We start from the raw sequence: 24195 nt of genomic DNA, 5'->3' as shown, positions 1-24195 counted from the left end.
CCGTCGTCGACAACATATGTCGACCCGATCGAGATCTGCAAACGGCTCAACCCCATGCCGTACAAATGTCTCGGCTATAGAACGCCGGCCGGAGTCTTTCGCAGGAAACTACGCAAGCAGATCAGGCCGGCCGGTTGGTTCAGAGCACACCACAGACTGCGATCTATCACGAACTCGCAAAGCAGAATCTGTTTCTGCCTGGCCACGATCCTATCCGTCATCTCAGCCTGGATCGCTCACGGGATGGTGCTGGCGCATCGCCGGAATGATCGCTTTCAATGCGTTCCAAGCGATATCCACCAGACACTCTCCCGCGGGGGCGAGCTGTTCCCGGCCGGCTGATATGCCGGGCCATGTCCAAAGCGTCGTATTCAGGCAGCTGGCGTCGGCTCGCCGAGCGAAAGCATCAGCCGGTTCGCCCAATTGAAGAAAGCGGCTCCATGGACCACGTCCGCGATTTCAAGATCATCCAGCCCTTCCTCGCGCAACCTGGCGATCTCGTCTGCACCAAATTGCGACGGCGTTGCCGTCAAGGCAGCCGATGCCTCGACAACAGCATTCCAGCGGCTGCCGAGATCGGCCTGAAGCCCCTCATCCAACAGGCGCTGGACATCATCCGTGCGCCTGGAGTGATGGGAGGCGAACCGCGAATGGACAGACGCGCAAAAAATGCAGCCGTTCGCCCGCGAGGCAGCCGTGGCCGCAAGCTCCCGCTCGGCGCGGGGAAGACCGGCAGAGACGTTGTAGAAGATATCCTTGTCGGTCTTGGTCCGCGCCTGCAGAATATCCGGGTCTCGCGCCAACAGCATGAAATAGGGCGACTTCGCACGAGATGCGTCCACGAGCCCGGCCCAGTGACGCTCGGTGAGGTCAGCTTCGTCGAGGGGCTGCAGCCAGGGCGTCCAGCCGATTTCGGTTTGAGTGAAGGCATTCGGCCGGTTCTCGATTGTGGGGTGAATGACAGTTTCGGTCATGGAAAGCTCCCTTGTTCGTTCGATTAGGCTTGTGCGGCCTGTGCGACATTGGCGGAATTTGCCGCCAGCGCCCTCAGGCCGGCAACGACCCTGATCTGAAACGCCAGAAATGCGACCAGTTGCGACAAGGTGACGATGCCGGTGATCGTCCAGCCTGCGTCGAGCAGTTTCTGCAACGCCTCGGCGCTTGCTTCCCTCGGGCGGAAGACCAGAAGATGGCTGTGCTCGAGCGCCGCGCTGAGCTTGGGGCCGAGATGCGCGCGGTTCTCGTGCGAAACCTCGTAGACGAGACCCGGACGGTCCTCGCGGGAAAGCGGTCCAGCCGGATAACGACCATAAGGTCCGGCCGTATCGGCGCGCGCAGCTTCGGCGCCGACGGCCGCGACAAGCGAGGCACCGTTTGCCTGCTCCCGCAGCCCGGACGCATAGAAGCTTCCGGCTTCATCCGCCTTGTGCAATCCCGCAACGAAGGTCGCAACGGCAAAGCGTTCTTCCAGGGTGACATCTCCCAAATGCTCGGGTGCAAAGAGCGCGTCAAAGCTCTTCTGGGCATTCAGCCGCGTCTCCGGTCGTTTGGCTCGAAGGACGTCAAGATGCGAGCCGAGATCTATGCCCGCGAGGAAATCGATAATGTCTCTCGTCTGCAAAGTCATGATGGATGCTTTCTCCTAAAATGCTGATGTTCAAGCCCGCGCGGCACGGCGGTGTTCACTCTCTGTCGCGCCTTGCCGCACCCAGCCGAGCGCAGGCGCGACGTGAGCTGCGGTCAGTTCGAGCGAGCGCAGGATATATTCATGCGGCGGGTCGACGGAGTGCACCTGAAAGACCAGGTCCGTCACGCGTGCGAGCGCAGTATCGGCTTGAAGCGATGCGATGACATCGTCGGGGGTGCCGACATGAACATCGAACGCCTCGATCAAATCGGCCGTCGTTTCGCCGGGAATAGCAAAGCCCGTTGCCTTGAAGTGCTCGACGATCCGCCTCAGGCCGATATCGGCGAAATGAAGCGCCTCTTGTCTGCTGTCGGCAACAAAAAGGCTCCGCGAGCCCAAGATCCGGGGCTGTCGTCCAGCCGGCAGTGCCGAGAGATAGGCATCGATGATCGGGTTCTGCAGGTCCCAAAGCTTTGCGTCCGGAGTTTCGGGCGGACGCGGCTGCGTGCGCGACAGCATCAGCCCGTCGCCGTCTCGACCTGCGCGCAGGCCGCCACCAACGGAAAACGTCGCCTGCCAGACATGGTCGCGCAAATGCGGCGCGGCGGGATAGAGCCGATTGCCGCCCGTCAGTTCCTCGCCCGCCCAGGCATCGCGCACCAGCGCCAGGTGCTTGCCGTAGACCTCCGAACGCTCGCTGCTTTCCAGACCGAAGGGAAGGAAGGCCTGCGGAGTGCCGCCCGTGCCAAAGCCGACTTCCAGCCGCCCGTCGAGCAGACTGTCGAGCACGGCGGTATCTTCGGCGACGCGCACCGCATTCTCCATCGGCAGCGTAATGACGCCCGTCCCCAAGCGAATACTTGATGTCTGCGGGGCGAGGCCGGCAAGGAACACCAGCGGCGCGGGCAAGCCACCCTCTTCGCCGTTGAAGTGATGCTGCGCCACCCAGGCGCTGTCGAAGCCCTGTCTCTCGGCGTGGATGATCTGCTCGGAAACCAGCCTGTAACGGGTTTTTGCATCCGCCTGATCCAGAACCCGGCTGAAGAAGCCCAGTCTCTTCGGTGATGTTGAGGTACTCATAAGATCATCCTGCACTGATGGGACTAGGGTCTGCGACCCGGGGAAACTTCTTGCCTGGCACGGCATCGATCAGTTCGCGCGTGTAGGGGCTCGTGGGATTGCTGAAGACATCTTCGACGCGCCCCGTCTCGACCAGTCGTCCGCCGTTCAGCACGGAGACGGTGTCTGCGATCTGCCGCACCACCGCCAGATCGTGGGAAACGAACAGATAGGTCAGTCCAAGCTCGCGCTGCAACTCGGCCAGGAGATCGAGAATCTGCGCCTGCACCGTGACGTCAAGTGCGGAAACCGCCTCATCGAGCACCAGGATCTGCGGATCAAGCACCAGGGCACGTGCAATCGCGACGCGCTGGCGCTGCCCTCCCGAAAGGGCATGTGGCCGCCGTTGCAATAGGTCGGCCGGCAGCCTGACCTTGTCGAGAGTGGCAGCGACCTTCGCCAATCGCTCGCGCCGCGGCAAGCGCTCGAAATTCAGGAGTGGCTCCTCCACGATCCCTGCGATCGTCTGGCGCGGATCAAGGGAAGCATAGGGATTCTGGTAGACCAGCTGGATCTTCTTGCGGAACAGCCTCAGCGTTTCGCCGCGCAACGAAGACAGGTCAAGCCCGTCGATCAGGACCTGCCCGGAGGTTGGGCGCTGGAAAGCTGAAACGATCCGTATCGTCGTCGTCTTGCCCGAGCCGGATTCGCCAACGATCGCATGGGTACTGCCGCGGCGGACACGAAACGAGACGTTGTCGACCGCCCTGAAGCTGCCATCGCTGCCGCTGCCGAAATCCTGCACCAGCCCGTCCACGACGATGATGTCGTCCGCCGGCGCGACCGGATCGCTTGAGCCCGACGGCAAGCTCTTTGGCCGCGCATTCAACGACGGCGCATCGGCAAGCAGGCGGCGCGTATAGTTGCTTTGCGGAGCTTCTAGGATATCGGCGGTACGCCCCTGCTCCTGGATACGGCCGTGCTGCAGAACGATCAGCCTGTCGGATCGATCCGCAGCGATCCCGAGATCATGGGTCACCAGAAGAACAGCCGTACCATATTCGCGTCTTAGGTCATCGATCAGATCGAGAATGTGCCTTTGCACGGTGACGTCGAGCGCGCTGGTGGGCTCGTCGGCAATAATCAGCGAAGGCTTCAGCGCAATGGCGATGGCGATCAGCACGCGCTGGCGCATACCGCCGGAGAGCTCATGCGGATATTGCCTGGCGCGCAGCTGAGGCTGGCTGAGACCGACGCGCTCAAGCAATTCGACCGCCTGAGCCCGAGCTTCCGCTCCAGAAGCCCTGCCATGCACCGTCAGGATTTCCGCGACCTGTTCCCCGATGGTCCTCACCGGATTGAGCGAATTGCCCGGGTCCTGCGGCACGAGACTGATGACGGAACCGCGAATGCCATCCAGCCGCTTTTGCGGCCAGCCGGCGATGTCCTGGCCATTCAACAGAATGGTTCCCTGCTGCAGAAGCCCGCCTTCCGGCAGAAGACCGATCAGTGCCTGTGCTGTCGAACTCTTGCCGGAACCGGACTCGCCGACAAGCGCAACGACCTCGCCGGCGCGAACCTGAAAATCGATATCGTGAACAACCGTGCGCAAGCCGTTTCTGTCGCGATAGGCAACTCTGAGGCCGGCCACATCGAGGATCGGCGTCCCCCTGTCCGCAGTTGCACCCGTGATAGACGCCGTCATTTGCCGATACTCCCGATTGCCCGGCTTATGCGGTTGATGGAAATGACCACCAGGACGACGACGAGGCCGGGCGCCGCCGTCAGCCACCAGGCCGTGGCGATATAGTTGCGTCCCTCGGCAATCAGCAGGCCCCATTCGGGCGTCGGCGGCGGCGCGCCGTAGCCGAGAAAGCCGAGGGTTGCCAGTTGCAGGATCGCCCAGCCGGCCTGAAGCGCGGCAAAGGCGATCACCGAGGTCAGCGAATTCGGCAGGATGTGGCGCCAGAGCACCTTGAGGAATGTGCCACCGCTTCCGAAGGCGGCTTCGACATATTCGCTTCGCCGCACGGTCACGACTTCGGAGCGAACCAAGCGGGCAAACTTGGCGATCAGCGTGCAGCCGACCGCAATCGCCGCATTGACGGTGCCGAAGCCAAGAAGAACGATGATGCTGAGCGACAGGAGCAGATCCGGTATCGACAGCATGACGTCCACCAGCCTCATGATAACAGTCTCAGCCCTGCCGCCCAGCGATCCCGCGAGAACGCCGAGCACGGTGCCGGCCACAAGGGCGATGCCGACAGCAGCCAATGCGCCCGATAGCGAATGCACCGCGCCGTAGACGATGCGGGCATAGAGATCCCGCCCGAGAGAATCCGTCCCCAGGAGATGGGCGGCACTCGGCTGACGGAGATGCTGCCCGGGCAAACCCTGAATGGGATCATAGATCGTGAAGATGCCCGGGAAGAGCGCCCAGAGGACGGCGAGCGCGAGAATGAGATATGCAAGAAGGAGGCCGGGCTGAATGCGCGGAAGGCGCCGAACGGCTCCGGCATTTCCGTGAAGATCGGCCTTCGCCGCCGCGGCCGGTGCCGTTGCGTCCCGGCTTGGTGCGCCCAGTTCGGCACGGTGTTGAGCAGTTTCGATCGTTGCCATCATGCAGCTCCCAGCTTGGTCTTCAGACGGGGATCGAGCACGGGATAGAGAAGATCGACCACGAGATTGATGACGACGAATGCAGTTGCGGCAATGACGACGACCGCTTGCAGAACGGCAACGTCCTGACTGTCCACCGCCTGTTTTGTCAGTCCGCCGATACCGTTCAATCCGAAGACCGTTTCGGTAATGACAGCACTGGCGATCAGCTCCCCGAACAGCAATCCGGCAACGGTCAGAACCGGCAGCAGCGTATTCTTGGCGACGTGCCGCCAGAGAACCTTCGCATGCGAGAGACCCTTGGCACGCGCCACCGGCACGAAGGGTCTCGTCAGGACCTCGTCTATGTTTTTGAGCAATATCTGCGCGAGCGGCGCCGAGATCGGCACGGCGACCGTCAGGATGGGCAGGAAAAGACCCTCCCAGGGACCGGGATTGATGACCGGCACGAGACGAAGCCGGAAGGAGAATATCTGGATGAGCATGATGCCGAGCCAGAAAGTAGGCACCGAAACGAAGAGCGACGGAATGGACTGGATCAGACCGCGTAGCCAGGCAAATCCTGAGAGATTGCAGGCGATCGCGATCAAGACGGCGAGAATGCTCGCGACCGCAAACCCCGCTCCAGCGAGCAACAGCGATGGCGGCAGATTGGTGGCAAGCAGCGAACTCACCGGAACGCCCGCCTGCAACGAATAGCCGAAATCCCCCGTCAGGAAATTCCAGACCGCATGGAAATATTGGTGCAGGAACGACCCATCGGCGCCGTAGGCCGCCCTGATATCGGCAAGCTGTTCGGGACTGAGCCCATAATCCGGGCTCTGGAACTTGATCAGCACCGCATCGCCGGGCAGCGATTGCAGCAATACGAACGAAACGGTGAAAGCCGCCCACAAGACGAACAGGGCCTGCCCGAACCTAGATAATATGTATCTTGCCATGCCAATACCATGTCTTCGTGCAAGGAGGGCCCGGCACCGCGCCGGGCCAGCCCCTTTCATCAATGTTCAGCAAGCCAGGTGCTGTAGAAGGACGGACGTCCCACGGCCTCGAAGGCAATTCCCTTCACATAGGGCGCGCCGGCAAAGACCTGCGGCTCCTCGAAGAACGGGATGACATAGGCCTGATCGAGCAGGTATTCCTGTGCGGCCTTGGCCGCCGCCAATCGCTTGCCACTGTCGGTTTCCGAGGCAACGGTTTCCAGAATGCCGTTTAGCTTGTCATCCGAGAACGTCGCCTTCGGATTGAGGCCACCCTTCTGCAGCAGGGCGTCGCGGTTCTTGGCGTAGAACTGGCTCTTGATGACATCCGGATCGGCGCGGCCGACTTCGGCGACGACAAGCGGCGTCTTTGCCGGATCGACATTATCAGTCACGAGATTTCCCGACGTGCCGGCAAGAACCTGAAGCTTGACGCCGAGCTTGGCCCATTGTTGCGCGACGAGCTGCAGCACGGCCTTGTTCTGCGGCTGGGGCAGGGATTCGTAGACGGCAAGCGAGAGCGGCTTGCCGTCCTTCTGGCGAACGCCACCAGTACCCGTCTTCCAGCCTGCCTCGTCCAGGAGCTTTTCAGCAAGGGCCGGATCGTAGGTCAGCTTCGACGACAGATCCGTGTACCCTGCTGCTGCCGATGAAATGATCGACTTTGCCTGCGGGTAATTTGCCGAAAACAGCGTCTCGACGATTTCCTTGTTGTTGGTCGCATGCAGAAGCGCCTGACGAACCCTGATGTCGGCAACGAGCGGATTGTCAGGTCGGAAGGCGACGCTGTCGTTCACGCCGCGGGTCGGCGCCGCATAGATCGCGAAATTCTGATCGGTAACCTGCTTTTCGTCATAGGCCTGCAGCTGACGGATGAAATCGGCCTGACCGGAAAGCAACGCGCCGATGCGCACGCTGTCCTCACCTGTGACGATGTATTTGATGCCATCCAGATAAGCCCGGCCCTGATGCTCCAGCTTGGCCGGACCCCAGTTATAATCCGTCCGCGCCTTCAGCGAGAGTTGCTTGCCGAGCGTCTCGCTCTCGACGACGAAGGGACCAGAGCCGATGATCTTCGTCGCGTCGCCGAGCTGATCGAAGGACAGCGCCAGCGTCTTCAGGGAGACCAGGCCGGAGCCGATGACGGATGTTCCCTGAAGGAAGCCGGGCGACGACTTCTTGAAATAGAATTTGACGGTATAGGGATCGACGACTTCGCTGTGATCGTAATTGTTGATGACTTCGGAAACCGGCTGCTTCAGCTCCTTGTTGCCGAGGCCGAACGTGTCGTAGTTCTTTGCAACAGCATTGGCATCGAGCGGAGTACCATCGGAGAAGGTTACGCCCTTGCGGAGCTTGAACGTATATTCCGTCGCGGCCTCGTTGACCGTCCAGGATTCGGCAATCCACGGTTCGATTTGGAGCGTCTTCGGGTTCTGATAGGTCAGCTTGTCGGTGACCTGGTTGAGGACGCCACCGTTCGGATAGAAGCCGCCAGCGGGCGGATAGAGGTTGGTGTGCGCCTGCTGCTCGAGATAAATCAGCGTGCCGCCCTTGACCGGCTGGTCATCGGCAAATGCTGCCGGCGCCGCCAATAGCCACACACTCAGTAAACTTGCCGCTTTAAATTTGGCTTTGATGCCCATTGTGTAAGCCTCTGTAGGAAAATGCACCTCAACCTACGGCAAACACCAAGCTATCTATAGAATTAATATTCTAATTTCCAAGTCACGCAAGAAACGAACGCGCGACAATTGCCCTGAGGTCGAATAGGCCCAGCGAGCCGCCTTCGGGCCAATAGCGCCAACGCGCCGCCGACCTCAAAACCTGGGCGAGCCTAACCGATCTCGGTATTGCTGCCGGTCGTACCGGCCGGGATATCCAACCATTCACGCCGCCTTCAACCTGCTTTCGACAAGACGGGCAAACAAGGTGGCACCGACGGGGAGAATGGCGTCATCGACGATGAAACCGGGATTGTGAGCCGGGACATTGCCGGCGTGCCCCAGCGTGAAGAATGCGCCGGGAGCATGCAGCAGCATGTCTGCGAAGTCCTCGCTTCCCATCGCTCGCCCTGGCACGGTCGAAACCCGATCCTTGCCAAGAACCTCGCGCCCGATATCCGCGATGATGTCGACATGATCCTGATGATTGGTCAGAACGGAAAAGATGTCGCGGATATCGACGATCGCTTCAATGTCGTAAGCCGCGGCTATATTGTGGGAAATTGCGGTCATGCGCTCGCGGATCAGCTGTCTGATATCGTCGGAGAATGCTCGTACGGTGCCACCGACGCTCGCGATTTCGGGTATGACATTGTAGGCGGACCCACCGAATATCTTCGTCACGGACAACACGGCCGGCTCCGTCGGTGGGACGTTGCGGCTGACGATCGTCTGCAGAGCCTGCACGAGTTCGGCAATTGCGGGAATTGGGTCGCGGGCGACATTCGGATGAGCGCCGTGCGCACCCTTGCCCCTGAACGTCACGTCGAAAAAATCGGCTCCCGCCAGCACCGCTCCGGCCGAGACATGGAGATGATTGGGCGGCAGTTGCGTCGCATTGTGAAGCCCATAGATTTCGTCCACCGGGAAACGTTCGAAGAGTCCATCGGCGATCATGGCCCGCGCCCCGCCCAATCCCTCTTCCGCCGGCTGGAAGATGAAGGTCACCGTGCCTGCAAAATCCCTCGTTTCGGCCAGATAGCGGGCAGCGCCGAGCAAGATCGTCGTATGGGCGTCATGACCGCAGCCATGAAACCGGCCGGGATGGACCGAGGCGTAGGCAAGACCGGTCTCCTCGGGCATCGGCAAGGCATCCATGTCGGCGCGCAGGCCCAACGACCTGTTGCCGGGATGCCGCCCCCTGAGGAGGCCGACGACCCCCGTCTTGCCGATGCCGCGATGAACCTCGATCCCCCAGGACGACAGCTTTTCGGCAACGATCGTCGACGTGCGCACCTCTTCGAAGCCGATTTCCGGATGGGCATGAAGATCATGCCGTATTGCTACGAGCTCGGGATAGTAGCCCTCGATACGATCGATGACGTTCGGAACCGGCTCTCCTGCGGGCGGTCGGGTGGATTGATTCATAGCGCGGATCTCCGGAGGCGGGATTAGGGGTTCGGCTTCCCGGTAACGCCGAGCGAGCCTCTCCCAAACAATAGACGAGTTTGCAAATGTTTCAGTCCAGCGCCTGAACATTCTGTCTTCTGCCGGTCGTAGACGACCCTGTTACCCGATCTTCGCGCGACCCGCGAGATCGGGACAGAGTTGAGAAAGACGCGGAAGTATCCGCCTCACGCTGGACGACGATGGTCGACACGGCCGCGCACCTCGTTTCCCCGCTTTAGAAGATTGAGGATCGGGCAAAGCCTCTCCACCGTGGCCTGCAGCCTGGCTACTTCCTCAGCGCTTGCGGAAGACACCAGCGTCACGACGTAATTGATATCATGGGGATAGACAGGAATATCGTCATGGCCTTCGGTCCCTCCGCGCGGATCGATCGAGGCGGAGACTTCCGCATGTAGCGATTCCAGCGGCACGCCCTGATCGGAGGCATGGATGAGATATGTATGCGTCAGGCAGCTGGAAAGCGCGCCGAGCAGCAGTTCCGGAGACGACGGGCCGAGATTGTAGCCGGCAAAATCCGGCGGACTATCGGAAATGACCTGAAAATCTCTGATTCTGATCCGGCGCACACCGCTGCGGCCTTCGGCGCTCGCACTCGCATTCAAGATAACCGGCCCGATCTCGCCGGACTTCACCCGCTTGCGCCGGCTGTGCAATGCTTCTCGCTTCTGCACGAGATATTCGTTCAAATTTGTCACTGCCACTTCCTTCCGTTCGACGGCTGGGGCGCCAGACGCGCCCGCTTGGGGCCAAGATAAATGATGGCGTCATCTATACCCGGACATCGTCGCAATAGTCTATTAAAATTATAGACTACTAGACACACGATGGCGACCGAAGATCGGAGACGCAATCACAACTTCCGGTGCGTCCCCGCGTCTCGGCAGCCAAAACCGCCTCATGTTAGAATTGTTTTCCGCAATGGCGGGGTGATTTGGCATCGATCAGAATAGCCGCCCGCATCTCTCACATATATAATCTACTAAATTAATAGACTAAAGCGGTTTCAACAGGTGATGACCATGACCAGACAGGTGATTGAATATGCCGGCATTCCGGTCGGCATCGTCGTTCCAGACAAGGATGAGCTGAAGTTCATCGCGGTCAAGTATCATGTCTACGATCTCGATGGCCAACACTTTGCTGCGGCGTCGGACGTATTGCGAGCAATCCACAGGCTGGCTTCGGCATCCTCCGACAGCGTCAATCGCGCCGCATAAAGGAGATAGATCGTGGGCAGGCTGCATCATTTCTTTCGTCTCTCGGCAAAGCGCGACGAAATAGAGAAGAAATTACTTGTTCAGGAATATCGAATGCTCCTGCTTGACGATCATGTCGATGACGGCACCAGCAGCGAACTACAATCGAAATGCGTGGAGCTTTCCCATGAGATGGGTTCACACCGGCGCCGGCATTACCGTTGAAGAAAACCCCTCTCAATGCATGTCTTTGGGCAAGCGCAAACCGCCTCCAACCTGACAGGCCAGGAGTTTTGTCATCTACACAACAATTGCCGTCCAACCCTGGCATCCATAGGCAATCGAACCGGCCATTGAACGTTTTTCAAGCGGCGACAATGCAGGCAGATAGGCTCCTTGATTGATGACGGGGACGAAAGATCGACAGCAGATGAAATGCAGAGACAGGCAGGAAATATCACAAATGCCATATGGAATTTACATCAAGAGCGCCTTCTCGATGGCGATGAGAGTAATAGCAGCAATCGCTCTGACAGTTGCCATACCCATGGCAGTTCAAAATACGGCGGCGGCAGGTCAGAAGGTACTCATATCTTATGAGGCCACACCGTCTTCCGGTTTCAACCTGCCGGGTCTTGCTCATGCAAGTTACGATGACCGCGCAGCGTTCTCTGCCCAGGTCCTGAAGGACATCGTTCCTCAAATCGTATCGGCAAACGGCATCGATCCGGCAACCCTAGAGACCGAGGTGACGCCCGGCGGCTATCTCCTGAAAACCAATGCATCGCTTCAGACGGAGGGAGAGCTTGACGATGTCTCGGCCGATCGTCTGGCCGGCTCGCTCGGCTATGTCTTTCGACAGTATAGCGTGCTCGTCTCTCGCCTCGACGACACGACAGGCAAAACCGGCTTCGTTATCGTCCAGTTTCCCAAGAACACGCTCAGCGCCGCCGTCGCGCAGAAATTCTTCGAGACGGCCGACGCGACGAAGAAGGGACTGGGTGGCGGCTACACCGCATTCGGCGATGAGCAGATCTACCTCAACGTCACGAACTCCGACGGTAAACCTTATAGTGGCCTCGATGATGCCGCCTTCCTGGATGGTCTGAAACAGGCCTCTGCGTCGTTTCCTGCTCCAAAGCCTGAGATTGCCGCTTCGGGCAGGGCAACCGCCCGCTTCATTGCCAACGATTGGGACAAATCCGGCGGCGGCGAAGACTACATAGGCCAGCTCGGCGGTCCCCATTCCGCTTTGGTGGAAAAACTCGAGACCATCGGCAAGGACTATGCGTCTCTCGTCGCGACCGCGGCCAAAAAGAATGGTTGGAATCGCAACGAATAACACGTCTCGTTTCAGAGCTGCATCGGCGTGCCGACTTGGACGCGCGACTAAGATCAGCCGCAGCGAGACGCCCGCAATTTAATCCATCTCTATATCGGGAGACGCACACCTATGGCTGTTACTGCCCAACCTCTTATCCTCGATCATGCAGTCATCGGCGTCCTTGACCGGCTCGACGAGGCAGCCGCGATCTACCGCAGGCTGGGCTTCGCGTTGACGCCACGAGGCTATCACACGCTCGGCTCCATCAATCATCTTGCCGTGTTTGGTGAGAACTACCTGGAACTTCTTGGGTTTCCTGCGGAAAACGGCAGGAAGCGGGCCGATCTCTGGTCGTATCCGGTCGGTTTGAACGGACTAGCCTTTCGAACCACCGATGCCGCCGGTCTGCAGCGCGAATTGAGCGACGCCGGCAAATCCGTTACCGAATGGCGTGACTTTTCGCGCCCGGTGGACGTGGATGGCACGGAGAAACCAGCAAGCTTCCGCACCTTCCAGATCGGCAAGGATGCGCTTTCCAACGGCCGCTTCTTCTTTTGCCAGCACAACACGCCGGAACTGGTGTGGCAAGCGAGGGATCAGAACCACCCCAACGGCGTTCTCGACATTGTCGACGTCTTCATCGTCAGCCGCGCTCCACACACGATTACTGAACTGCTCGGGGGATTTCCCAATACAGCAGCTCCCGAAATCAGCAGCGACGGCATTGCAATTCAGGCCGGTATCGTCACACTCCACATCCTGTACGAGGCCAACGCCGCCTCCCGGTTCGGCTCGGCCATTCCGGCAAACTTTGAGGGCAACGAACGAAAAGTAGCGCTTGGATTGAAGGTCCGTTCGCTTGAAGCGGCGGCAGATGTCCTCAAACAAGGCGGCTTTTCGCCTCGCACATTTGAGGGTGGCGTGCTCGTTGATGCCGATGCCGCCAATGGCGTTGCGCTATGGTTCAAGGAGTAGGCCGGAGAGCCGAAGCTCACACGCGCTAACCACGAGAAAGGCAATGTGGCGCGAACGCCTTGGGCAGCAACAGCGAGAGATCCAGATAGCTGCCCCCTGATTGTTGAGCGCTCGGAACCAGACATCGATACAAGGAATTACCCATGACCAACCAGACCGTCACCACCCGTATCGTGCTTGCCTCTCGCCCGGTTGGAAAGCCGGTGGCGGCGAGCTTTCGCCTCGAACGGGAAAGCCTGAGGGAACTCGCGGTCGGCGAGATTCTCTTGGAGGTCCTTTACCTCTCCCTCGATCCCTACATGCGGGGCCGCATGGACGATGCGAAGTCCTACGCTCAGCCGGTCGAAATCGACGGCGTGATGGAAGGAGGAACCGTCGCCCGCGTCGTCAAATCACGCAATACGGAATACGCGCCGGGAGACATCGTTCTCTCCCATTCCGGCTGGCAGAGCCATGCGATCTCCAACGGCGCCGGATTGCGCAAGCTCGACCCGAATGCCGCATCGATCTCTACCGCGCTCGGCATTCTGGGAATGCCGGGTTTTACCGCTTATGCCGGGCTTCGCAATATCGGACGACCCAAAGCAGGCGAGACACTGGTCGTTGCCGCCGCAAGCGGCGCGGTCGGCTCTGCCGTCGGTCAGATCGGCAAGATCTTCGGCACCAGAGTGGTCGGCATTGCAGGTGGGTCTGACAAATGCGGCTATCTACGCGACGAGCTCGGCTTCGACGCCGCGATTGATCATCGCGCCGGCGATTTTCAAGCCCAGCTCGCATCGGCCTGCCCGGATGGCATCGACATTTATTTCGAGAATGTCGGAGGCCATGTCTGGAAGGCGGTATTTCCATTGCTGAATGATTTCGCGCGCGTTCCGGTCTGCGGACTGATCGCCCACTACAACGAAGGCCCTTCCGCCTCGGACGGACCGGACCAACTGCCGGCAGTCATGCGCGCCATACTGAGGAAGAGCCTGACGATAAGAGGTTTCATTCAGCGCGAATTTGCCGATCAACGCCCCGACTTTTACCGCGAAGCCGAAAAATGGATCGCCGACGGGCGGCTTCGGTACAAGGAGGACATTGTAGATGGACTTGAAAACGCCCCAGAGGCTTTTCTCGGGCTGCTGGAAGGGCGGAATTTCGGCAAGCTGATCATCCGTGTCGCGCGTGAGTGACGGCCAGGCGCGCGGCGTCGAAGCCACAGCAGATCTCGGCTTCGTCAGCGCAATTCATCGGCAATCGCCTCGGCGACCCTTCTTGCCTGAACGCGGATATCCGGCACAGCGGTAATCTCCCAGAATTGACCGGCGGTAAGCGCGCCAACGGCATAAATGACCGCGTGACTGCCGTTCGAAGCGGGGATACGCGACCGGGCATCGACCACCAAACCGAGACGAAGCGGATCGGCTTCGATCAGGCGCTTACGGTGCATCTCCTGCAATAGCGGGGAATGCGCGATGCCTGCCCGCTCCATGCCGGTACAATTTACGATCCAGTCCGCCCGTATCGATGCGATGATGCTTTGGCCTCGGGGGCGGTAGCGCAATGTCAGACCTTCGGCCTCTTCGACATCACGCAGATAGCCGGCCCGAACAGAGAGCTGGCCGCTTTGCACCATGCTCTCAAATCGCCGGAAGACGTCGGGAGCAACGCGGTGACGATGAATGCTCCACCATGGCAGCGCATGGCGCAGAAAGCGCCGGCGTTCGGCCTCAGGCAATCTCGACCAGAGCGCCTGCGTCTTCGGGCGCAAACCATCCATGACCCTGCGCCAGTCGCCCGCATCCCTGCTTTCGCGGCGCAGAACATACAGGAGTTCGCTCATCCGCGTGGGCAGCGCGCCGACATCGATCTCCACCATCGGCTTTGGATGGCTGATATGATTGAGGGGAACAAGACCACGCCGGGACAGCACGATTATCTTTCCCGTAAACCCATGGGCAGACAGCGCCAAAGCCTGATCGATCATCGTCAATCCAGAGCCCAGGATACAAACCGTATCGCTCTTACCCACCCGCCTCAACCATGACAGCCGCCATGGATTTGCAATGACATGCGACCGTGCAGCGGCGGACAGGGTGGACAAGTCGAACGGCAATTGGGCATTTCCGACGCCGAGACAAAGCACAACGTTTCGACCGGCAATTTCATTGCCGTTGTCCAATTGAAAGCCGAGTGCGGAGCCGTAACGCTCGACACATCCGGTCGCCTTTGCCTTGATGAAATCAACCCGGCATCGCCCCTTCCTGTTGCGCAGCAGGGCGGCCAAGCTGTCACGTATATACAGGCCATAATCCTGCCTGGAGGCGAAATCTCCCGCATCCAGCGGTCGCTTATGCTCCCTCAGCCATTCGACAAAGGCATTGGGACGATCCGGGAAGAGGCTCATGCGACCAGCCGGCACATTCAGGCGGTGCAGATAGAGCTCGGTGCGATAGGCCGTTCCGCGGCCAAATCCGGGATCGTCGCCGACAATGGCGACGGAGGCGGTTTCCGGCAGCAGCTCCACCAGATTGCAAACGGTGGAGATGGCGGAAAAGCCGGAGCCGACGACGACGGCATCATAGATCATCGCTTGCCTTCTCTGCATTCGGACGCACGGGAGAACCCCTCCCCATCTGATCTAGGGCGCGTGGATCTTCGGTCCAACATGCAGCAGCCATGCCACAGATTTTTTGCGCCCGCGCCGCAACGGCCGGGAGAATTACAGAGGAGAACTCGGGCGCGATCCCGTCATCGGCAAACATCATCGGAAGAGGCCGGGTTTCATGCTATGCACGCCCGCCCGCGACGCTGAGGCGGCCTGTCGTGCTTGCCAATGCGTGGATAGCGCTAAGTTCCCTCGCAACGAGCTTTTGAAGCCTCCAAAGATTGAGGTCCCGAATGCCCCGCGCCTCCAGATGCTTTACCGTCAGATAGAGATACTCCGCGCAGGACCCTCTTGGGCCGCAGGCTCTTGCCAGAACGCCGGCTACGGCTTCCAGAGGTAGCTTGGAGATGACGTGCCGTCCCCTTGGATCGGCCCAAAAAACCAGCGCGCGCACCGGACCCTGCTCGGTCTGTACTCGTATCCATCTTATTGCGGAGACATCGTCCAGTGTGCCGATTTCACGGCGAAGCATGCGCCGGATCTGCCCCAGCCGGTCACCCTCATCCAGTCTGAAAACCACCGCCTTGCAGTATCCGCCCCGCTTCAGCGCAAGCATGAGCCCCGGTTGCGCCGATGAACCCCGCCAGCGCGTCATCCGAAGGCAGAAGGAACGATGCCAGCCCCTGATCGCGCCAACGCGCGATTCCACCGCATCGAAATCCGGCTTCCATATCAGCGAGCCGTAGGCGAAGACCCAGAGCGCATCGCCTTGCGATTCCCGATATAGGCGCTCCGCCACCGCATCCAGCTCGTCGTCCGTGATCGGTATGCGAAGCGGATCGGGGCCTGCGTCGATCTCGTCCCGCAGACTGAGAGCGACCAGTTCGTCCGTCAGATCCATCTGGGATTGGCCGACTGCGGCTTCAGCACTCCCTTGAACCATCTTATCTCCTTCCATCCGTCTTTCAGAACCGCCCTTCGCGCACCGCGTGCCGTTCAAACCGTCGATGAGGCCGCAAAGGCGCGTTCCAGGTCGGCGATGAGATCCTCGACATCCTCCAGGCCGATCTGAAGACGGATGAGAGGGCCTTCCACCGGCGCCGGCGTGACAGTGCGATCGCTGAGATCGACGTGCAGGGCAAGGCTCTGATATCCGCCCCAGGAATAACCGAGGCCGAACAGCGAGAACCCGTCGAGAAAGCTCTGCGCCTTCCGCTTGAAATCCGTTGTCTGACCGGCTGCGAGCACAAAGGAAAACACGCCGCCGGCGCCCTTGAAGTCGCGCCGCCAGAGCGCGTGGCCGGGGAAACTTTCCAGAGCCGGATGGAGAACCCGAACGACGTCGCTCCGCCCCTCCAGCCATTTCGCGACAGCCAGACCGTTCGCCTGATGCCGCTCCAATCGGACCCCCATGGTGCGCAGGCCGCGAAGAACCTGATAGGCGTCGTCGGGTGTGCCGCAAAAGCCCAGCGCTGCATTGGCGCGCTTCAACGCCCGCCAGTGCCGGGCATTTGCCGAAATCGAACCCATCAGCACATCGGCATGACCGGCGGGATATTTCGTCGATGCCTGGATGGACACGTCGACGCCTGCGTCTAGCGGCTTGAAGAAAAGTGGCGTTGCCCAGGTATTGTCCATGGTGACCACCGCGTCATGCCGATGCGCGACCTCGGCAATCGCAGGAATGTCCTGCATCTCGAACGTGTTCGACCCAGGCGCCTCGGTATGAACCAGCTTCGTGTTGGCCCTGAACAGCGCCTCGACGTCCCGACCGATCAAAGGGTCGTAATACTGAACCTCCACGCCGAAACGCGAGAGCATGGTGTCGCAAAACTGCCGGACGTTGCCATAGACGGAATCGACGATCAGCGCATGGTCTCCGGGTGAGAGATAGGCGAGCAGCGCGGTGGTGACGGCGGCAAGGCCCGACGGGACCAGGATCGTACCGGCAGCGCCTTCGAGTTCGTTGATCGCATCGCAGAGCGCGTCGGTCGTCGGCGTGCCGCGCGTGGCATAGGTGTATTTCTGCCCATGCCGCTCCATCGTTTGCGCATCCGGAAACAGAACGGTCGAAGCATGCACCTTCGGCGGATTGATGAACCCATGATAGTCGAAGGGATCATAGCCAGCGCGCACGAGCTGGGTATTGAGACCGGTTGGGTCGGCCGGATTGTCATTCTTGGTCATTGTGCCTGCTCTGTGGAGGTCGATAAGTAGCGTTCACCGGTGTCGGGCAGGATGGCGACGATGATCTTGCCGGCATTCTCGAGTCGTGCGGCCAATTGCGTTGCCGCCCACAGAACCGCCCCTGACGATGTTCCCGCCAAGATCCCCTCCTCCGCCGCAAGAGCGCGTGCCGTGGCGCGGGCATCGACGGTGTTGAGCGCGATGATTTCATCGGCGATCGTCGTATCGAAATTGCGCGGCAGCTGCTCCGGCGGGACTTCGCTCACCTTGTGGACGCCATCGATCTCGTCCGGATAGGGATTGTCTTCGGTCGGAAGCGATTCCGCCGCCGGCTCCGCGATGACGACCTTCAGACCGGCCTTTTGCGATTTCAGGAACCTTCCCGCCCCAGAAATCGTACCGCCTGTGCCGACACCGCCGACAAAAATGTCGACCGCACCATTCGTATCGCGCCAGATTTCCGGGCCAGTCGTCTCGAAATGCGTCTGCGGATTGGCGGGATTGGACAATTGATCGGTGAAGAAGGCTGCCGGGTTCTCCTCGCGTATGCGCGCCGAGATCTTTTCCAGCGCTTCGGGATCAAGAAAGAACTCGTTTTTGACCGTAACGATCTCGGCGCCGAAGTGCTGCAGGAGCTTCACCTTGTCGCGACTGATGTTGTCGCTGAGGTAGAATTTGGTGCGATATCCGCGCGATGCCGCAACCGCCGCCAGACCGATCCCGGTATTGCCGCTCGTCACATCGACGATCAGATCTCCGCGCCGCAACCTTCCCTCATCTTCCGCTTGCTTGATCAGCCCCCAGGCGATCCGATCCTTAACGCTGCCAGCCGGATTGAAATATTCGATCTTCGCGAGAATGCGGGCATCAAGGCCGCGGTTCCTGCGATAATTGTGAAGCTCAAGCAGCGGCGTGTTGCCGATCAGCTCCGAAAAGCTTTGATGGATTTTCGTCACGCAATACTCCCGATGTCTGGTAGAAAGGGCAAGAACCGAGAAGATGGCGCAACATCGCGCCTCGGCTTCCTCAAACCGTGCGCAGCAAGAAGAACAACGATAGCAGGACCGCGAAACTCACCAGGGCGAACTGCCCAAGCGGCCAAGGTCCTAAGTGCCTCGAGCGACTCGGCTCGGTCGTGAGCGATGCGAGATAGAGGACGGTCTCCATGCGGGCTCCTGTTTTGATGTGCAACCGGGCGGGCGTCGTCAGACGGCATCGATGCGGTTAGTTTCATCCGATGCTGAGAGAATATCTATAAATCTAGTAGATTAAAGGAATAGGTTTCCGCCACTGTGGCTGGAATCAGCAAAATGAATTTCTTCACGCTGCGCCTCGGCCGTTACCATCGAGCTGTAGAGCAATTGCCGCCGACCCTGGCGCCGTCTGCTATAATGGATATATTTCCGCAATAACAACGATCCCGATCAAGCAAACGGAGACGCCTCTATTCTATTGGAGGAAAGAATATTAAAATAATTTTTTGCGTTGAACCTGAAAATTAGTTGGCATAACTCAACTTTCATCGAAGGCCGAAACGCGGCCGATTTCGGGAGATGACGACGATGAACCCTGCGATGAACATGATGCCGATGATGAACCCCATGATGAGCGGAATGCCTATGATGGGTGCGATGCCAATGATGAATCCCATGATGAACCCGATGATGGGTTCGATGATGGGCGGCATGCCGATGATGAATCCAATGATGATGCCCATGATGCAGATGATGATGGGCAAGATGACGTGCAAGATGACGCCGAAGGGCATGGCCTGCGAGATGATGCCGATGGAAGGCATGGACAAGGACATGTTCATGGAATGCTGCAAGCGCATGATGTCGATGATGTCGTCCGGCATGCCTGCCATGATGATGTGCGGCAACATGATGATGTGCTGCACCATGGAAGCTGCCTGATATCATCAGGCAGATAGAGGCTCATGGGCTTCGACCGCCTCTGAAGCATGTCGCGCAAAGCGATCTTGCGAGAGCGGCATACAGACAGACAAGGACCCGAAGCGCGATCCAAAATGCGCCGCGCTTTGGGGATGTTTTTTGCGGGCATGTCAAAAGCTCAGCCGCGAACTTCCTCGACATAGGTGGTGACCAGATAGAGCACCGCCTCGCTGGCCGTCATGTTGCGATAGCTGTGGGCGACATCCGCCTCGAATATGATGGCATCGCCTTCTCCGAGGATCTGCGGCGCATGTCTGCCGGCAACCACCTCCACCGTACCGCGCGACACCACAAGGTTTTCGACGGTGCCGGAACGATGCGCCTCGGCGGCTTCGGTGTGATGGGGAGCAATTCGCAACTCGTAGAATTCGACCTTGCGCTCGCTCTCATATGGAAACAGCGCTCTGGTTTGAAACCTCCCTTCCGATGCGGAAAGAACCTTTGCCTTCGCGTGTGTCAGCACCTGGACGGCGGCCTGGTGCGGCTCGGCGATCAATGAGCCGCAGGATACCTCCAGAGCAGCCGCTATTTTCCAAAGAATGGCCACGGTGGGGCTGCTCTTGCCGGTTTCGATCTGCCCCAGCATGGCCCTGCTGACACCCGAAATTTTCGCCAGCCGATCGAGCGAATAGCCCCGGCGCGTCCTCAACCGGCGCAGATTCTGGCCCGTCAATGTCGATATTTCGTCGATCGCCTCTGCCCTCGGGACCAGAAGCAAGGGGCCGCTAGCCTCAACCGCCATGGGTCTGGTTGCCAAACGGCACCACGGGAACGAAGCCGACAAAGGGCACCCACATCAAAAATGCCTGTGCCGGCCAAGTCGCGCCGACAGACGGCGCTATCGTGGGAGTTTTCTCCCGAGCCTCACGATAGGCCTGGAAATCAATGACATTGGCAACCTGACGGGACATTCTTGTTCCTCAAATTCAACCCCATAAATCTATTATTTCAGTGAACTACTGTGGAGGGAGCGGCGCCCAATCTTGGTGGGAACGGCGGAATGTTTTTGCGGAAGGGTGCGTTTGAGGCGAAAGCCCTGCCCGGAAATCCCCCGACCAGGCCGGCGTTGGCCATGCATGTCTATGCATCACCAAACCTCGGCACGGATGCGATGAGTTCGCGGGTATAGGCATGCCGCGGACGTTCGAACACCTCTTCGACCGACCCCGCCTCGACGATCGCTCCTTGCTTCATCACGACAATACGGTGGCTGATATGCTGGATCACCCCGAGGTCATGCGAAATAAAGATCATCGATAGGCCGAACCTTGCCTGCAGATCGACCAGAAGATCCAGAACTTGGGCCTGCGTCGTGACATCGAGCGCTGAAACGGGCTCATCGCAAATCAGAAGCTTCGGCGTGGCGGCAAGCGCCTGCGCGATCGATACGCGCTGGCGCTGCCCACCTGAAAGCGCAGTCGGCCTTCGGGAAAGCAGATCCTGCGGCAGCCCGACCAGATCCATGAGGCCGATGATCCTCTCGCGCCGCTGCGATCTGTCGAGCCCACCGCGGAGCAGCAAGGGCTGCTCGATGATGCGCTCCACCGTGAAACGCGGATTGAAGGAACTCAGCGGGTCCTGGGTAATGGTCTGCATTCCTGCTCGCAGCGGGCGGCGCTGACGTTCCGAAAGCGCGCTCCACGGCCGCCCTTCAAACGACACTGTCCCTTCATCCGGACGCTGCAATGCCAGCGCGATCTTGCCGAGCGTCGTCTTGCCTGAACCGGATTCGCCGACGATACCGAGCGTCTCCCCACTGTCCACATGAAGCGATACATTGCTGACCGCACGCAGGAGGCCGCCGTCGGTGCGCCTGAAACTGATGGATACGTTGCTGATGTCAAGCAGCCGCTCGCCAGAGGCAATGGCCACGCGAGGCGGCAAGGCCACATCCGGAGCGCTGAGCTTGCGACCGCGATTGGCGACTGTCGGCACGGCTGCCAGCAACTGCCGGGTATAGTCATGGCGCGGGTTCGACAGGATGCTGCGCGCCGGACCGGTTTCGACCAGCCGGCCCTTTTTCATCACGGCGACCCGATCGGCGAGCTGGGCCGCCACGGAGAGATCATGCGTGATCAAGAGAATGCCATGGCCGGCGGCGGCAAGCTCCTTGAAGATGGCGAGCACTCGTTTCTGGACGCTCACATCCAGCGCCGTCGTCGGCTCGTCGGCAATAAGCAGGCGCGGCTGGCCGGCAAGGGCTGAGGCGATCAGCGCTCTCTGCCGCAGGCCGCCCGACAACTGATGCGCATATTGCCCAATTCGCGATTGCGGCTCGGGAATCCCGACGCGTTCCAACAGTTCCACGACGTGCTGCGATACGAGTGAGCGCGGCACCAGCCGGTGCGTGAGGATAGGCTCGGAGATTTCCCGGCCGATGGCCCGCAGGGGATCGAGCGACACAAGCGCATCCTGAAGAATGAAACCGATTTCACGCCCCCGCACATGCCGCCAGGCTTTCTCCGACAGGCCGAGAAGGTTCAACGGGCGACCCTCGTGGGCAGTCAGCTCCATCGTCTCGGCCCTTATCATCGAACGCGGCCCGGCAAGACCGACAATCGCCCGGGCCGTCACCGATTTTCCGGACCCGGACTCGCCAACCAATGCCAGGATCTCGCCGGGCGCAATCTGCAGGGACAGGTCGCGGACCGCGTCGACACGACCCTGCGGCGTCGAAAAGGTCACGTTCAGCCCTTTGACCGCAAGCAGTGGAGGCCGTTCGGAAGCGGCGGGCAGGAAATTTCTTAGATCGGCCTGCATGTTCATCGCAGATCTCCCGTTGCGAGAAGGGTTTGCAGGCGGCGACCGAGCAGCGTGATCGAAATGACGGAAAGCGCTACCACCGTCGCGGGCAGCAGACTGGTCCAGGGCGCGATATCGAGAAAATTCCGGCCGTTTGCGAGGAGCGCACCCCATTCCGCCGCCGGCGGCACGACGCCGAGGCCAAGGAAGCTCAAGGCCGAGGCCGATAGCACCGAAGTCCCGACGCCAATCGTTGCGAGGATGAGCAGCGGCCGGATGGCATTGGGAACGATATGCCGGATGATAATCGTCCAGGGATGCTCTCCGAGCGCGATCGCATGTTCGACATAGCCCGACAGCTTGATGTGAAGTACCTGCGAGCGGATCAATCTCGCATAGCCGGCAATGCTGGCGAGCCCGACCGCCAACAACGTATTGGCCGGCCCGCGGCCGAGAACGGCAATCACCAGCAGGGCAAGCAGCATTTCCGGAAAGGCAAGCAGGATATCGATGAGGCGCAGCAAAAGCCGACCGATCGGCCTTGGGGCCAGCGCAGCCGTCGTGCCGAGCACGATCCCGCCGAGACTGGCGATGAGCGTCGCGCCGAGGCCGATGGTCAGGGATTGCGAGGTTCCGTACACCACGCGCGAAAACAGATCGCGGCCCAGTTCGTCGGTGCCGAACCAGTGCTGGGCATCCGGCGGCAGCAGGATCGCATTGGGGTCGACAGCCTCCGGATCGAAAGAGGAAAGCCATTGCGGCGCCCAGCCGGCAACGGCCAGAACGACAACAAAGGCGAAGGGGACAAGCAGTCCGAAAGACAGCCAGACCGGGCGTCCGCGCCCGACGCGGTCTTCCTGCCCGCTCTCAACTAGAACGACATCGCTCAAAGGCTTGTCCTCCGTAAACGTGGGTCGATCAAAAGGTAGAAGGCATCGACCAGCAGATTGACAATGACGAAGACAAGGGCGGACAGCATGACGAGACCGAGGATCAGCGGCATGTCGCGGGTCTTGATCGCCTGAAGCGTGATCTGCCCAATTCCCGAGCGGCCGAACACCGTCTCGGTCAGGATCGAGCCGCCGAGCGTACTGGCAAGAAGTGTGCCGGTGAGGGTCGAGGCCGCCAGCGCGGCGTGTCGCAAGCCGTGCCGGACGCGCAGCATGGTCTCGCCGACGCCCCGCGTGCGAACCGTCAGCGAAAACGGCTGGGACAACGCTTCCTCCAGGCCGTCCCTGAGCACCTGGCTTAGAAGTGCTGCCAGAGGCAGACTGAGAGCAATGGCGGGGAGCACCAGCGCGGCCGGGCCGTCATTGCCGGTCACCGGAAACCATTGCAGATTGAAGCTGAAGATCGTCAGCAGGAGGATGCCGATCCAATAGACGGGTGTGCTCAGAAGGATAAGTTCTATGCCAGAGGACAGCAGCGTCAGGCTTCTGCGACGGCCCGCCGTCGCCAGTGCGACGCTGATCGCCAGAAGAAGAGCAAGCGCGATTGCACTCCCGGCAAGCTGCAATGTCGGCCCTGCAGCCTCGTAGATCACCTCGGATACCGGCTGCCTGTACTGATAGCTTTCCCCGAAATCGCCGCTCAGAGCCCTGCCGATGTAATGCAGATATTGCAGCACAAGCGGCTGGTCGAGACCATATTGATGCACCAATGCGGCGCGTTCGGCTTCATCGACGACGTTTTCCCCGCCAGCCAAGATGGCAACGGGATCGCCGGGAATGAGCTTCACCGCGATGAAGGCAATCGTTGCCGCGCCCCAGAGCACGGCAACGATCACACCGGTCCGCCGCATCACGGA

Annotated in this window: 24 protein-coding genes; 5 read left to right on the top strand and 19 right to left on the bottom strand. The window is 60.1% G+C overall.

Going from position 1 to position 24195, the window contains the following annotated elements:
- Positions 1 to 371: 371 nt before the first annotated feature.
- The 9 genes from BJ928_RS23480 to BJ928_RS23440 all read right to left on the bottom strand — a co-directional run bounded on the left by BJ928_RS23480 (position 372) and on the right by BJ928_RS23440 (position 10114).
- Positions 372 to 974 carry an alkylhydroperoxidase domain protein gene (locus BJ928_RS23480; protein WP_047632546.1) on the bottom strand — a complete coding sequence of 201 codons (603 nt, stop codon included), beginning with the start codon at positions 972 to 974 and terminating at the stop codon, positions 372 to 374.
- Positions 975 to 997: 23 nt separating this feature from the next.
- Positions 998 to 1627 carry a CMD domain protein gene (locus BJ928_RS23475; RefSeq protein WP_047632545.1) on the bottom strand — a complete coding sequence of 210 codons (630 nt, stop codon included), beginning with the start codon at positions 1625 to 1627 and terminating at the stop codon, positions 998 to 1000.
- A 30-nt stretch (positions 1628 to 1657) separates the two neighbouring features.
- Positions 1658 to 2707 (bottom strand): putative FMN-dependent luciferase-like monooxygenase, encoded by a 1050-nt coding sequence (locus BJ928_RS23470; RefSeq protein ID WP_047632543.1) that lies wholly within the window; start codon positions 2705 to 2707, stop codon positions 1658 to 1660.
- Between the two features lie 4 nt (positions 2708 to 2711).
- Entirely contained in the window at positions 2712 to 4391 is a 1680-nt protein-coding gene (locus tag BJ928_RS23465) for an ABC transporter ATP-binding protein (protein WP_047632541.1), read from the bottom strand.
- Positions 4388 to 5305, bottom strand: coding sequence for an ABC transporter permease (locus BJ928_RS23460; protein WP_047632539.1), 918 nt, complete (start codon positions 5303 to 5305; stop codon positions 4388 to 4390). The genes BJ928_RS23465 and BJ928_RS23460 overlap by 4 nt, the downstream gene beginning before the upstream one ends.
- Complete coding sequence (locus BJ928_RS23455) at positions 5305 to 6246, bottom strand: ABC transporter permease (RefSeq protein ID WP_047632537.1); 942 nt, start codon at positions 6244 to 6246, stop codon at positions 5305 to 5307. Before BJ928_RS23455 ends, BJ928_RS23460 begins: the two co-directional genes overlap by 1 nt.
- Before the next feature lie 59 nt (positions 6247 to 6305).
- A complete protein-coding gene (locus tag BJ928_RS23450) occupies positions 6306 to 7931 on the bottom strand; it encodes a TIGR04028 family ABC transporter substrate-binding protein (RefSeq protein WP_047632535.1) in 1626 nt (541 codons plus the stop codon).
- Between the two features lie 243 nt (positions 7932 to 8174).
- Positions 8175 to 9377 carry a M20 aminoacylase family protein gene (locus BJ928_RS23445; protein ID WP_047632533.1) on the bottom strand — a complete coding sequence of 401 codons (1203 nt, stop codon included), beginning with the start codon at positions 9375 to 9377 and terminating at the stop codon, positions 8175 to 8177.
- 206 nt (positions 9378 to 9583) lie between these two features.
- The gene (locus tag BJ928_RS23440; RefSeq protein WP_047632530.1) at positions 9584 to 10114 is read right to left on the bottom strand and encodes an OsmC family protein; all 531 of its coding nucleotides are present in this window, start codon (positions 10112 to 10114) and stop codon (positions 9584 to 9586) included.
- 324 nt (positions 10115 to 10438) lie between these two features.
- Here BJ928_RS23440 and BJ928_RS23435 point away from each other — a divergent pair, with 324 nt between their 5' ends.
- The 5 genes from BJ928_RS23435 (at position 10439) to BJ928_RS23415 (ending at position 14089) form a co-directional block, all read left to right on the top strand.
- Entirely contained in the window at positions 10439 to 10636 is a 198-nt protein-coding gene (locus tag BJ928_RS23435) for a hypothetical protein (protein WP_047632825.1), read from the top strand.
- Positions 10637 to 10648: 12 nt separating this feature from the next.
- Positions 10649 to 10840 carry a hypothetical protein gene (locus BJ928_RS23430; RefSeq protein WP_047632528.1) on the top strand — a complete coding sequence of 64 codons (192 nt, stop codon included), beginning with the start codon at positions 10649 to 10651 and terminating at the stop codon, positions 10838 to 10840.
- A 238-nt stretch (positions 10841 to 11078) separates the two neighbouring features.
- Positions 11079 to 11957: a hypothetical protein gene (locus tag BJ928_RS23425; RefSeq protein ID WP_245432510.1), complete on the top strand. Its 879-nt coding sequence runs from the start codon at positions 11079 to 11081 to the stop codon at positions 11955 to 11957.
- 111 nt (positions 11958 to 12068) lie between these two features.
- Positions 12069 to 12914, top strand: a complete 846-nt coding sequence (locus BJ928_RS23420) for a VOC family protein (protein WP_047632526.1) — start codon at positions 12069 to 12071, stop codon at positions 12912 to 12914.
- A 143-nt stretch (positions 12915 to 13057) separates the two neighbouring features.
- Positions 13058 to 14089 carry an NADP-dependent oxidoreductase gene (locus BJ928_RS23415; protein ID WP_047632524.1) on the top strand — a complete coding sequence of 344 codons (1032 nt, stop codon included), beginning with the start codon at positions 13058 to 13060 and terminating at the stop codon, positions 14087 to 14089.
- A 44-nt stretch (positions 14090 to 14133) separates the two neighbouring features.
- On the opposite strand, the gene BJ928_RS23410 is transcribed toward BJ928_RS23415, so the two are convergent.
- From BJ928_RS23410 to BJ928_RS23365, 10 genes are all read right to left on the bottom strand, one after another.
- Positions 14134 to 15486, bottom strand: coding sequence for an FAD/NAD(P)-binding protein (locus BJ928_RS23410; protein WP_047632521.1), 1353 nt, complete (start codon positions 15484 to 15486; stop codon positions 14134 to 14136).
- Positions 15487 to 15685: 199 nt separating this feature from the next.
- Positions 15686 to 16447 (bottom strand): gamma-glutamylcyclotransferase, encoded by a 762-nt coding sequence (locus BJ928_RS23405; protein ID WP_047632820.1) that lies wholly within the window; start codon positions 16445 to 16447, stop codon positions 15686 to 15688.
- Positions 16448 to 16500: 53 nt separating this feature from the next.
- Positions 16501 to 17691, bottom strand: coding sequence for a cystathionine beta-lyase (locus BJ928_RS23400; protein WP_047632519.1), 1191 nt, complete (start codon positions 17689 to 17691; stop codon positions 16501 to 16503).
- Positions 17688 to 18647 (bottom strand): cysteine synthase family protein, encoded by a 960-nt coding sequence (locus tag BJ928_RS23395; RefSeq protein WP_047632518.1) that lies wholly within the window; start codon positions 18645 to 18647, stop codon positions 17688 to 17690. The genes BJ928_RS23400 and BJ928_RS23395 overlap by 4 nt, the downstream gene beginning before the upstream one ends.
- A 563-nt stretch (positions 18648 to 19210) precedes the next feature.
- Complete coding sequence (locus BJ928_RS23390) at positions 19211 to 19594, bottom strand: hypothetical protein (protein ID WP_047632516.1); 384 nt, start codon at positions 19592 to 19594, stop codon at positions 19211 to 19213.
- A gap of 170 nt (positions 19595 to 19764) precedes the next feature.
- Positions 19765 to 20388: an XRE family transcriptional regulator gene (locus tag BJ928_RS23385; RefSeq protein WP_047632513.1), complete on the bottom strand. Its 624-nt coding sequence runs from the start codon at positions 20386 to 20388 to the stop codon at positions 19765 to 19767.
- Entirely contained in the window at positions 20378 to 20557 is a 180-nt protein-coding gene (locus BJ928_RS23380) for a hypothetical protein (protein WP_047632510.1), read from the bottom strand. Before BJ928_RS23380 ends, BJ928_RS23385 begins: the two co-directional genes overlap by 11 nt.
- 169 nt (positions 20558 to 20726) lie before the next feature.
- Positions 20727 to 22412, bottom strand: coding sequence for an ABC transporter ATP-binding protein (locus BJ928_RS23375; protein ID WP_047632509.1), 1686 nt, complete (start codon positions 22410 to 22412; stop codon positions 20727 to 20729).
- Entirely contained in the window at positions 22409 to 23278 is an 870-nt protein-coding gene (locus BJ928_RS23370) for an ABC transporter permease (RefSeq protein WP_047632507.1), read from the bottom strand. The genes BJ928_RS23375 and BJ928_RS23370 overlap by 4 nt, the downstream gene beginning before the upstream one ends.
- On the bottom strand, positions 23275 to 24189 hold the full coding sequence (locus tag BJ928_RS23365) for an ABC transporter permease (RefSeq protein ID WP_245432508.1): 915 nt from the start codon (positions 24187 to 24189) through the stop codon (positions 23275 to 23277). Before BJ928_RS23365 ends, BJ928_RS23370 begins: the two co-directional genes overlap by 4 nt.
- Positions 24190 to 24195 lie beyond the last annotated feature (6 nt).

Source organism: Rhizobium sp. WW_1 (assembly GCF_003610155.1).
In the GTDB taxonomy this organism is placed as follows: Bacteria; Pseudomonadota; Alphaproteobacteria; order Rhizobiales; family Rhizobiaceae; genus Rhizobium; species Rhizobium tropici_A.
Note: the sequence above shows the minus strand (reverse complement) of the source record. Positions and strands in the feature narration are given on the sequence as shown.